Annotated in this window: 9 protein-coding genes and 1 rRNA gene; 3 read left to right on the top strand and 7 right to left on the bottom strand. The window is 37.3% G+C overall.

Annotation, left to right across the window (positions count from 1 at the left end):
• Positions 1 to 92 precede the first annotated feature (92 nt).
• Genes ACFS6I_RS22725 through ACFS6I_RS22715 form a run of 3 tightly spaced genes read left to right on the top strand, consistent with a single transcriptional unit; the run spans position 93 to position 5,909 of the window.
• Positions 93 to 1,253: an efflux RND transporter periplasmic adaptor subunit gene (locus ACFS6I_RS22725; RefSeq protein ID WP_380924004.1), complete on the top strand. Its 1,161-nt coding sequence runs from the start codon at positions 93 to 95 to the stop codon at positions 1,251 to 1,253.
• Positions 1,254 to 1,288: 35 nt separating this feature from the next.
• On the top strand, positions 1,289 to 4,444 hold the full coding sequence (locus ACFS6I_RS22720; protein ID WP_132772065.1) for an efflux RND transporter permease subunit: 3,156 nt from the start codon (positions 1,289 to 1,291) through the stop codon (positions 4,442 to 4,444).
• Between the two features lie 10 nt (positions 4,445 to 4,454).
• A complete protein-coding gene (locus tag ACFS6I_RS22715) occupies positions 4,455 to 5,909 on the top strand; it encodes an efflux transporter outer membrane subunit (protein WP_132772066.1) in 1,455 nt (484 codons plus the stop codon).
• Here ACFS6I_RS22715 and ACFS6I_RS22710 read toward each other — a convergent pair.
• The 7 genes from ACFS6I_RS22710 to rrf all read right to left on the bottom strand — a co-directional run bounded on the left by ACFS6I_RS22710 (position 5,902) and on the right by rrf (position 12,346).
• On the bottom strand, positions 5,902 to 6,600 hold the full coding sequence (locus ACFS6I_RS22710; RefSeq protein ID WP_132844106.1) for a sulfite exporter TauE/SafE family protein: 699 nt from the start codon (positions 6,598 to 6,600) through the stop codon (positions 5,902 to 5,904). The two genes, ACFS6I_RS22715 and ACFS6I_RS22710, sit on opposite strands and share 8 nt — an antisense overlap.
• Before the next feature lies 1 nt (position 6,601).
• Positions 6,602 to 7,024, bottom strand: coding sequence for a FixH family protein (locus tag ACFS6I_RS22705; protein ID WP_380924001.1), 423 nt, complete (start codon positions 7,022 to 7,024; stop codon positions 6,602 to 6,604).
• A gap of 33 nt (positions 7,025 to 7,057) precedes the next feature.
• On the bottom strand, positions 7,058 to 8,440 hold the full coding sequence (gene ccoG / locus ACFS6I_RS22700) for a cytochrome c oxidase accessory protein CcoG (RefSeq protein ID WP_380923999.1): 1,383 nt from the start codon (positions 8,438 to 8,440) through the stop codon (positions 7,058 to 7,060).
• Positions 8,441 to 8,451: 11 nt separating this feature from the next.
• Positions 8,452 to 9,321 (bottom strand): cbb3-type cytochrome c oxidase N-terminal domain-containing protein, encoded by an 870-nt coding sequence (locus ACFS6I_RS22695; protein ID WP_380923997.1) that lies wholly within the window; start codon positions 9,319 to 9,321, stop codon positions 8,452 to 8,454.
• A gap of 2 nt (positions 9,322 to 9,323) precedes the next feature.
• Positions 9,324 to 9,515, bottom strand: a complete 192-nt coding sequence (locus ACFS6I_RS22690; protein ID WP_021188306.1) for a hypothetical protein — start codon at positions 9,513 to 9,515, stop codon at positions 9,324 to 9,326.
• Positions 9,516 to 9,526: 11 nt separating this feature from the next.
• A complete protein-coding gene (gene ccoN / locus ACFS6I_RS22685) occupies positions 9,527 to 11,665 on the bottom strand; it encodes a cytochrome-c oxidase, cbb3-type subunit I (protein ID WP_380923995.1) in 2,139 nt (712 codons plus the stop codon).
• Positions 11,666 to 12,234: 569 nt separating this feature from the next.
• Positions 12,235 to 12,346, bottom strand: a 5S ribosomal RNA gene (rrf, locus tag ACFS6I_RS22680).
• Positions 12,347 to 12,461 lie beyond the last annotated feature (115 nt).

Below are 12,461 nucleotides of genomic sequence, written 5' to 3'. Positions count from 1 at the left end.
TACTATACAGAACTTATTGGCAACATTTATGTATTAATGTATAATAATCTAAAAGTCAAAAGTTAATTAACAATTAACTCTAAATAATATTTATGAATAAAATCGCACTTTTTACCCTAGCCCTTGCCTCGACCGGAGTACTCTTTTTTAGCTGTAACTCGGGTAAAACCAAAGAATTAGACAAAAAAAACAACGCTATTGCACTACCAATATACTCAATTGATACAAGTTCTGCGAATACAATAAAAGATTATATTGGTACGATTGAAGGAAAAGTCAATGTTGAGATCCGCCCACAAGTTGAAGGGATTTTAGAAGAAATATATGTCGATGAGGGTGATTTTGTGAAAGCTGATCAAAAATTATTTAAAATTAATGCCTCAGCCTATGATGAGATATTAAATAATATGGTCGCGACAGAAAATGTAGCCAAAGCAAAATTACAGAATGCACGTTTAGAAGTAGAGCGTCTCCGTCCTTTAGTAGAAAATGAAGTCATTTCAGAAGTACGCTTAAAATCTGCGCAATCAGAATATGATGTCGCAAAAGCATCCTTACAGCAGGCATCCGCGGCGGTACGTTCAGCCGATATTGACAAACAGTTTACAACAATCAAAGCACCTGTTTCAGGTTATATAGGCCGTATTCCCAAACGCGTAGGAAATTTAGTGACTAAAAATGATTCCCAGTCTCTTACCGTACTATCCGATGTACAGGAAGTCTATGTATATTTTTCCATGAGCGAATCCGATTTCTTATATTTCACAAAGAAACAAGCAAAACAAGACCAGCAAGATGAATCCTATAAATCGGACGGAAAAATCCGAAAACTTGCTTTTCCAGAAGTATCATTGGTACTTGCAGACGGAGAAGCCTACAGTCAAAAAGGAAGAGTTGATGCCGTAAATGGTCAAGTAAATAGAACCACTGGTGCAATTTCTTTACGTGCCACTTTCCCAAATACGGAAAATATATTACGTACAGGTAGTACCGGTACATTAAAATTTGTGGAAACGCAAAAAGGAGTGATACAAATCCCACAAGTATCAACATCGGAGCTACAAGATAAAACCTTTGTATACGTTGTTGATAACAAAAATACGGTTCACCGCAGGTCTATCAAAATTGAGGGTAAATCCAATTCGAACTATATTATCTCAGAAGGGTTAGCTGTAGGAGACAGAATTTTAATGTCCGGTTTCGACAAGATTTCGGAAGGAGCTACCATCATTCCGATCAACAAGACCCAATAAAATACTTTTCCAATTTTTAATTAAACGCACTATAAATGCTAAAAACATTTGTTAATAAACCCGTATTGGCTACCGTTGTCTCCATGCTCTTAGTAGTATTAGGAGCTGTGGGGCTAAAAATGTTACCTGTATCCCGTTTCCCAGAAATAGCTCCTCCGTCTGTGGTCGTTTCATTAAGTTACCCTGGCGCGAATGCCGAAACCGTTGCTAAATCTGTTCTCCTTCCAATTGAAGAAGCCGTAAATGGTGTAGAAGATATGACTTACATCCGTTCAACGGCCAGTAATTCCGGCTCAGGATCTGTTCAGGTGTTCTTTAAAACAGGTATTAATCCAGATATAGCTTCTGTAAATGTCCAAACCAGAATATCGAAAGCAATAGGTTCTATTCCTTCAGAAGTCAATGAAGCCGGTATCACGGTAATGCCTCGTCAATCTGGGGTAATCATGACCATCAACCTCTTTGCAGATTCCAAAGAAAGTATGTTTGATGAAACTTTTCTTCAAGCCTATTCCCAAATCAATATCATCCGGCCATTACTTCGTGTTGATGGCATTGCCCAAGTTTCTCGTGTTGGAGCACGTGATTACTCCATGCGTATGTGGTTAAATCCTGAAAAGCTAGCTTTGTTTAATCTAGTTCCTGACGATGTCATAACAGCCATTAAAGATCAGAATTTCGAAATTGCTCCCGGAAAATTTGGTGAAACATCCGATGAGGTATTTGAAACCGTAATTAAGCATAAAGGACGATTCAGTCAACCCGAGGAGTTTGAAAACATTGTTATAAAAACAAATGAAGATGGTTCCGTATTATATTTACGAGACTTAGCCCGTATAGAGTTTGGCTCTTCTAACTTAGGTTCGGACAATAAAGTAAATGGAAAACCCGGATTAACCTTAAATATCACACAGACATCAGGTTCCAATGCCCACGATATTGATATCGAAGTGCGTAAAGTATTGGAAGAGTTATCCAAAACTTTTCCAGAAGGTATTAAATATGAAGTTTCCTACTCTGTAAGAGATCAGATTGACGCATCGATCTCTCAAGTAAAACATACTTTATTTGAAGCATTTATTTTGGTATTTATTATTGTTTTTATTTTTTTACAGGATTTTAGATCAACCATAATTCCAGCGATTGCAATTCCGGTCTCCCTAATAGGTACCTTTTTCTTCCTCAATTTATTCGGTTTCTCACTCAATGTGCTCACCATGTTTGCATTGGTACTATCGATAGGTATTGTTGTTGATGATGCCATTGTCGTCGTCGAAGCCATTCACTTAAAAATGCATGAGACAGGTATGAAAGCCAGGGAGGCAACGCTTTCTACAATGTCCGAAATCTCCGGAGCCATTGTATCCATTACCTTAGTCATGGCGGCAGTATTTATTCCGGTCGGTTTTATGGAGGGACCAGCAGGTATATTCTATCGTCAATTTGCTTATACCCTGGCAACAGCAATTTTGATTTCTGCTCTAACCGCCTTGACTTTAAGTCCGGCCTTATGTGCCTTGATTCTAAAAGCACCCGAACATGAAGATCAGACGGATCAGAAAGAAAAAAATAAATTTACCGCATATAAAAAGCGCTTCTTCACGGCATTTAACACCTCATTTGATAGCTTAACCTCACGATACATTGTCGGTGTTAAATATCTGATCCGAAATAAGAAGATTGCCATTACAGGATTGATCGGTATTTCAGCAATCGGATTTACCTTATTACTTTTAGCACCCAAAAGTTTTATCCCTACAGAAGATGATAGTTTTGTGACCTATTCGCTGGCCATGCAACCAGGTGCTTCACTAGCAAGAACTACAGAAGTTTTAAAACAAGCAGATAGTATTCTTCAAAAAAGAAATCCAGATATTGCAGGAATGACCACCATCTCAGGATTTAATGCATTAGATGGAAGTACAAGTCCTGCATATGCAGTTGGTTACATTAACCTAAAAAGCTACGATAAAAGAGAAAAAATTAAAGATATTGAAGCCTTTATGGATTCGATCCGTCAGGACTTATCAGTAATCAATGAAGCCACTTTCAATGTTTTTCCTCGTCCCACTGTTCAGGGTTTTGGGGATTTCGCAGGTATACAGCTGGTTTTAGAAGATAAATTAGGTGGAGAGATCTTGGATTTTAGTAGTATTGCAGACAACTTCATCAATGAAATCAATCAATTACCAGAAGTTAAAAGTGCATACACTTCCTTTAAAGCAAACTTCCCACAATATGAAGTGGATATTGATGCCGTTAAAGCAAAATCATTAGGAGTCGACATTAAATCATTGATGTCTACGATACGTGCTTATTATGGTCGTGTACAGGCCGGAGATTTCAGTCGTTTCGGAAGACAATATCGTGTATACATTCAGGCAGATTACGATTACCGAACAGATCCCGAATCCTTTAAATCCATTTTTGTCAGGAACAAAAACAACGAGATGGTCCCCATCAGTACATTACTTACCTTAAAAAAGGTTGTGGGACCGGAAACCATCACTCGTTATAATCTGTACAATGCAATTACCATTAATGCCAATCCAAATGAAGGGTACAGTACAGGTGATGCCATGAAGGCGATAGAGAAATTAGCTCTGGAAAAATTACCTGGAAACTATAGCTATGAATGGACCGGTATGAGCTTAGAAGAATCGGAATCAGGTTCTCAAACCATACTGATTTTCATCATGAGTATTGTTTTTGTATACTTCCTATTATCGGCACAATATGAAAGCTACATCTTACCTTGGGCCGTTCTGTTATCCATTCCAGTTGGGTTAGTAGGCGTTTATGCCACCATTTTACTCGTAGGATTAGAAAATAACATTTACGTACAGGTTGGTGTCATCATGCTGATTGGATTGCTTGCCAAAAATGCCATTCTAATCATTGAATTTGCCGTACAGGAAAGAAACAAAGGTTTGAGCATTTACGACTCTGCTATTGCAGGAGCCAAATTACGTCTGCGTCCTATCCTAATGACGTCATTTGCATTTGTAGCAGGATTAATACCCCTTATGTGGTCATCAGGACCATCAGCAAAAGGAAATCATTCCATTAGTTTTGGTGCCGCTGGCGGTATGCTTTTCGGTGTATTGCTCGGGATCTTTATTATCCCAGTACTTTATATCATCTTCAAAACCTTAGATGAACGTTTAAAAATTAAATTCAAATCAAATTAGTCCGATATATATGAATCTTATCAATCGCCATATCTTCCTATTCGGGGCTATCTTACTTCTGTTCTCTTCCTGTAAAGTTGGACAACGCTATACTGCTCCAAAATATAATCTTCCAGATCAATACCGTGCAGATTCGACCTATCAAGATAGTGTAGGGGCACTCGCCTATGTCAATTGGCGCGATTTCTTTAGGGATTCAAGCCTGATAAAACTAATTGATGCCGGACTGGCTAATAACTATGATATGCGTAGTGCTATCTTGAATATTCAAATCGCAAATCGTCAATTAACGCAGGCTAAAGCAGGTTATCTGCCAGAATTGGATGCAACGATTGCAGGTGTAGGCCAAGAATGGCGTTCCAAGAATTATTACGCAGGACCTGCTTCCAAAATCTATAATGGTAAAGAAGCAAAAAATAATCTTTTTAGAACCCAATCTCAGTATTTAACGGAATTAAACCTCAGTTGGGAAATTGATATCTGGGGTAAAATATCTGCCCAGAAAGAAGAAGCACTCGCTAACTATTTAGGTACTGCAGAAGCAAAAAAAGCGATTCAAACTAGTCTGATTGCAAATATTGCTAAGGGTTATTTCAATCTTTTAAAGCTAGATGCTCAGATTGAAGTGGCCTTACGTAATGTACAACTCAATGATAGCACTTTACGTATGATTCAATTACAGTTTGATGCCGGAGAAATCACCTCATTAGCCATTCAGCAAACGCAATCCCAAAGATTGCTCGCAGCATCACTAGTTCCGCAGTTGGAACAAGAAATACAGATTCAAGAAAATTCACTTTTAGAATTGACCGGTAGAATGCCCGATAAAATTGAACGGGGCAAAAGTCTACAGTATTTAATTGATGAATCTAAGATCTCAATGGGATCTCCTATAGATCTGATCCGCAACAGACCAGATATCCGTGAAGCAGAATTAAGTTTAATCGCATCAAATGCACAAGTTAATATTAATCAAGCTTTACGCTACCCTTCATTAACGCTCGGAGGTACACTGGGTCTAAACTCCATGTTGCCTGAAAATTGGTTTAATATTCCAGGATCATTGCTAGGTTCCGCATTGGGAAATATTACAACTCCCATATTTAAAAATAAAAAACTAAAGACAGCTTTTGAAGTGTCAAAATTAGAACGAGAAAAAGCAGAGATCAACTTACAGAAAACAGTATTACGTTCGGTAAACGAAGTATCCAATAGCTTCACATCACTTGCGAAATTAAAAGAGCAATTGGTACTAGCAGAAGCCCGAGTCGCAAATTCTCATTTGGCAGTAAAAAATGCTAGTTTATTGTTTAAATCTGGATATGCAACCTATCTCGAAGTTATTACAGCGCAATCCAATGCCTTGACATCCGAACTTAACCTCGTTTCCATAAAGCAATCCCAGCTGGATTCATTCGTTGAACTATACAAATCCCTAGGAGGTGGATGGGCAGAAACTAAATAATATGACAGTTCATTGCTCCGTCTACATGGAGCAATGGACTTAAATAAGGAATATCTAAATTTGCTCCACGCAACAGAAACCAGATTCCCATTAAGATATAGAGAAAAGGTAACCATTTCGAAAAATTCATTTTAAAATATGTCCGAATAAAGTTGCCTAAAAAAGAGAAGATTAATAACAGTGGCAATGTTCCCAAACCGAACATGACCATAAAATAGAAACTTGTTAAACTTGATTCGGTATTCATTGCTGCAGCTGCGGCCATATACAACATGCCACAAGGTAAAATACCATTTAATACACCGGCAAAAAAACTTCCGCCTGGACGGTATAACCAACGTCCCATCAGTTTAGCTATCGGTTGAACAAGACGTGTCTGCAGTTTAATAAAATCCTGGTTTTTAAATTTAAATAATTGCACTAATCCTATAACGAGTAGTATCAATCCCGTTAAAATGCTTAATCCCATTTGCCATCCCTGAATCGATGCAATTCTACCAATCATACCGAGTGCAAGACCGTAAACACCATAGGTCAATATCCGCCCTATCTGATATAATATTTTATTGAACGCTATTTTCCAGGTCAGTTCATGATTACCCTGCACAGCAAAAAGCAAAGGACCACACATCACCGCACAATGTACACTGCCAAACAAACCCATAAAAAAAGCAAAATATTGGTAACTCATCTTATAAATGCAGTTGCTGATCTGTCAAAAACTCTAAACCTTCACTCTTCCAAACAATTTCCAGATTCCATGCTCCTTTTTTTAAAGTAGAAATAGGTAATTGATATACACCTGTATTTGTTTCAAACGGTAGCTGCAAATCAATACTGCGATCAGAAGGACGTTTAAAGATCAGATTACCGCTATTTGCAACAGTGGCAAACTGAATATACAAAGTATCATGATTAATTTTAATAACAGGTTCAGCTTTATGCTTGGCAACATTTGATTTCTTATTATAAATCTGATCATAATTTAGACCTTGCTCATAATAATCTGTATCTTCTAATGTATCTGTATCTTGACTGACCATATAAATCCCAGCACCTATGATACAGAGCATAAATACACCCAAGCTTAAAAATATTTTAGTACCCCAATTCATCCTTTATCTCTTTATAATTTAACCCTTCTTTTATCACATCCCCGGAGGAGCAATGAAGGTCGTTTTTAAGGTTTCTATTTTTCGATCTCCCGAATATACATCAACTTTCACATCTTCTTTATAGCGTTTTACATCATCTTTATTGATGATGAGAAAAAAGCTTAAAGAAGCCGATCCTCCTTTTGTCAACGATTTGATCGGATTTACAACTTGTATTTTTAGTTTTTCATCTTGAGGCACTAATGTAAAAGGCATTTCAGCGCTGCTTTTATTCACTAACTCCAATGAATACAAATTACTGATTGTATGATCATCTCTTACTTGATAAGAACTCCCTTTGGCCCTTAACAAAGTTGCACCTACATCCGAGCGCATCAATATGAGCGAAACAAAAACGGAAATTAAAGCAATTAATACAACCGAATAAGCAATAGCTCGAGTATTACTTCTTTTTGTTATAGTTCCCTGAATCTCACCCATGGTATAAAAACCAATAAGTTTTTTAGGCTTACCTATTTTTTCCATCACAGCATCACAAGCATCAACACAAGCAGTACAGCTGACACACTCCATCTGAAGACCATTTCTAATATCGATCCCTGTAGGACAGACATGTACACATAACTGACAATCGATACAATCCCCTTTTACTTGTTCCACATCTTTTTTCTGTTTTCCCCGTGGCTCCCCACGACGGTGATCGTAAGCAACTGTTATGCTTTGATCATCTAACAGTACCCCTTGCAACCGTCCATACGGACATATTGTTGTACAGACTATTTCTCTGATATGTGCAAACACTGCGTAGAAAACAAATGTAAATATCGTAATAGCTAAAAGCCCCCCTAAATGTTGGTCAATCGGGTCTTTTACAATTTTATAAAGTGCATCAACACCAATTATATAGGATAAAAAAATATTAGATATTAAAAATGAAATCAATAGAAATATACTATGCTTTAATACCTTTTTTAACTTTTTCTCATCCGTATTAGGCCCTTCATTCAATTTTCTCTGCTGTTGCCAGTCACCCTCAATCCAGTATTCTATTTTACGAAATATCAGTTCCATAAAAATTGTCTGCGGGCAAGTCCAGCCACACCAGATGCGACCAAAAACAACTGTAAATAGAACGACACAAACCATCACGATAAGCATTCCGAAAACAAAAATGTGCAAATCTTGAGGATAAAAAATACTTCCCAAAATACTGAATTTTCGCTCAAGAATATTAAACATCAATAATGGCTCACCTCCAATTTTAATAAAAGGAGCTCCAAATAAAAACAGCAGCAACCCATATCCGACCCATTGCCTTATTGCATACAATTGCCCCGAAGGTTTCTTTGCATATATCCAGGCCCGTTTTGTTTTATTACTCTGGTTGTCAGGAAGATTTGTTGCTACTGCTTTCATAAATACTTTTTTTATTGAACTTTTGTAGAATCGGCGGTTGTTGCTTTAGCATCAGCCGTTGCGTATGTAACCTCAGTACCTTGAGGTTCTTTAGGATTTGCAGGCTTAGTATCACGGATCGAAATAATGTAGCTACTCACCTCCGCAATCTGTCCCGGAGTCAAAGTCTGTTCCCAAGGCACCATCCCCTTATCAGGAACACCATACTTAACCGTTTTAAAAATATCCTTGATCTCCCCACCATGTAACCAGAATCTATCAGCCAAATTAGGACCTATTCCGCCTTCACCAGCTCCACCATGACAAGCAACACAATTTGCTTGAAAAACAGCATGACCGGCTGCAACTTTTGATTCATCGTATACCACACTGGATTCATCGATCAAATTAGCCGCTTGCGCTAGGTATTCTTGTTTTGCGATTTCAGCCTTCTCCATCTCTTGAGCATATTCTTGATTTTGATTTAGACCCCAGCCAAAAACATGATAAATTAAGATATAAACAACCGCAAAAGTCATTGTCGAATAGAATAAAGCATTGAACCAAATTGGAATTGGATTATCTAATTCCTTAATACCGTCATATTCGTGATCAATGATTAAATCCTGCTCTTCCGAAATAGGACGTAGCCCTAGCAATCTATTCCATGAAGCCTTACGTGACTCTTTTTTTCTAATTTTAGTAACTTGCTCCTCTTTTAAAATCTCAGGCATCGTGATACGCAAAATTGAGCGCATCGCCTTGTTCACCATCAATGCCGAAGCTAATAAAGCAAGCATGACTACAACGAGTACGATGATTAAAATATTCTGATATATATTACCAGAACTTATGCTCCAAGTTTCTGCATTTACAACTGTTGTATTTAAAAATAAACTCATATTTATAGACTATCTGATGATTCACCTTTGTTAATATCATCCTCTTGAAATGGAAGCTCCTTCATATAGGTAATATGTTCTTTATTCATTCTGAACAACATAATTCCTACGATAATGAAGAATACTAAAAATATCCATAATGAAGCGATCAAATACAGCTCGCTACCATTTAAATTTGTTATTTGTTTGAACATAATCTTCTATTTTAATTTAGTTCATCAACTATTTCCTTAGCTTTTGGTTCAGCTTTAATATCCGTACCTAATCGCTGTAGATAAGCAATCATGGCTATAATTTCACGATTCGGTAATACATGAACTTGATTCTTTTTTAAATCCGCTGCAATCTCTTGAGCTTGCTTATCCAAAGAAGCTTGCGCCCCAGCTATCTCCTGATCCGTATAAGGGACGCCTAATGTTTTCATTGCTTCCAATTTTGCGGTCAATAAAGAATTATCTAATTCTTGATCAATTAGCCATGGGTATGTAGGCATAATACTACCTGGAGATGTTATCGTTGGATCAAGTAAGTGATCAAAATGCCATTTATTAGGATACTTCCCACCTATACGATGCAAATCAGGACCTGTTCGTTTAGAGCCCCATAAGAATGGATGATCATACACATATTCACCTGCTTTACTATATTCCCCGTAGCGTGCAGTCTCCGAGCGGAAAGGACGTATCGATTGCGTATGACAATTCACACAGCCTTCACGGATATACAGATCACGTCCTTGTAATTCCAATGCAGTATATGGCTTAACACTTGCTATTGTTGGAATATTAGAAGATATTGTAAATGTTGGAATCATTTCCACGATTCCACCGATCAAAATAGCAATTAACGCCAGCACCATAAACATAATAGGTTTACGTTCTAAACGTCTATGTGTAGATTGTTCATTGGTCGTTACAGGCAATAATGCAGGTGCTTGCGCGGGCTCATTAGCCAATAACTTACCTTGACGCATTGTTTTCACCAAATTGTATGTCATCAAAATAGCACCACTTAAATATAGAGCACCACCAACAGCACGCATCATATGCATTGGAATAATTTCTAATGTAGTCGCAAGGAAGTTAGGATATTTCAAAACACCTTCTGGTGTAAATTCTTTCCACATTAATCCTTGCACAACAGCTGCCCAATACATCGGAATTGCATAAAATAAAATTCCCAATGTACCAATCCAAAAGTGAGCAGATGCCATCTTTTTAGAGTACAATTCAGTTCTATAAATACGAGGGATCAACCAATAAAGGATCGCAAAAGTCATAAAGCCATTCCATCCTAAAGCACCAACGTGTACGTGAGCTACTATCCAATCCGTAAAATGGGCAATTGCGTTTACTTGTTTCAGCGATAGCATTGGTCCTTCAAATGTCGCCATACCATAACAAGTCAAGGCAACAACCATAAATTTCAATACAGGTTCTGTTCGTACTTTATCCCATGCACCTCGTAGCGTAAGGAGACCATTGATCATACCACCCCAACTTGGAGCAATTAACATAATTGAAAATGCAACACCCAGAGATTGAACCCATCCTGGAAGAGCTGTATAAAGTAAGTGATGTGGGCCAGCCCAGATATAAATGAAGATCAATGACCAGAAGTGAAGAATACTCAATTTATAGGAGTATACAGGACGATTAGCCATTTTAGGTAAGAAATAGTACATCATACCTAAAAATGGTGTTGTCAAGAAAAATGCAACAGCATTATGTCCGTACCACCACTGTACTAATGCATCCTGAACACCAGAATAAACATAATAACTTTTCCAAGCTGATACTGGTAACTGAACAGAGTTCACAATGTGGAGAACAGCAACTGTAACAAACGTGGCAATATAAAACCAAACAGCCACATACATATGTCGCTCTCTACGCTTTATAATTGTTCCAAACATATTAATACCAAACACCACCCAGATTATGGTGATACCAAGATCAATGGGCCACTCCATCTCAGCATATTCATGGCTTGTAGTCAATCCAAGTGGTAATGTAATTGCTGACGCAACAATCACCAATTGCCAACCCCAAAAATGAATTTTACTGAGCATATCACTGAACATCCGCGCTCTTAAAACACGTTGTAGCGAATAATAAACACCCATAAAAATTGCATTTCCGACAAATGCAAAGATTATTGCATTTGTATGTACAGGTCTGATTCGACCGAAAGTGGAAAACTGAATCCCAAAATTCATCGCAGGCCACACCAGTTGAGTAGCTACAAGTAGTCCAATGGACATACCAACTATCCCCCAAATAATGGTAGCGATACCGAAATTTCTGACAATCTTGTTGTCATAATTAAACTGCTCTAACTGCATTACTTATAATATTGATTTCTTAATCAAATGTAGAGCTTGTTTTATGACATTAGAATGATGGCCATAACCAAAATAAATAACATTCGTCACACTTTTAAACTACTACAGTAGTAGTTGAATATCAATTAGATTCTTATTCTACAGTTTCGTAGTTATAAAAATGATTTTATAGAAGAAATGTAATTGTAATTATGGCTATTAGAATCTTTTTATCCATTCTTTAATGACAAAAATGAATTTAACAACGAAGTAGAAATAGCACGGTTTTAAGACTATAAACAATCAATTGGGAAAAGCATAAGACAACTGAAATATCTGATCATATCGGAAATAATCCAATAGAAAAAGATACGAAGAATAAACCCACACAAAATAAGGCAAGTACAACAAAAACATAGGATCATCATTGTCCATAAGAAGAGGATGTAGAATCTTAATAGGTTAGGTTAAATAATAAACATAATTGGCCTGCAGAAGCTACCGAAAAAACAGGAATAGCTATGTTCTCAGCATAAAAAATGTATAAACACAAAAAAGCCTCTGCTGTATAGCAAAGGCTTCTGTATAAAAAAAGGCACCGACCTACTCTCCCACCTGTTACGGCAATACCATCGGCTCTGGCGGGCTTGACTTCTCTGTTCGGAATGGGAAGAGGTAGACACCGCCGATATAGGCACCTAAAATGTTTTTATTAGATCAGCAGTAATTACATAGTAGCATTTAGACTGCTCTAAATACTAAGTACTATATACTAACTAATACTCCTGTAATCTATAGACAATTGAAAGAAAAACTA

This window comes from Sphingobacterium anhuiense, from assembly GCF_042686355.1.
Taxonomy (GTDB): domain Bacteria; phylum Bacteroidota; class Bacteroidia; order Sphingobacteriales; family Sphingobacteriaceae; genus Sphingobacterium; species Sphingobacterium anhuiense.
This window is presented reverse-complemented; position numbering and strand designations above follow the sequence as displayed.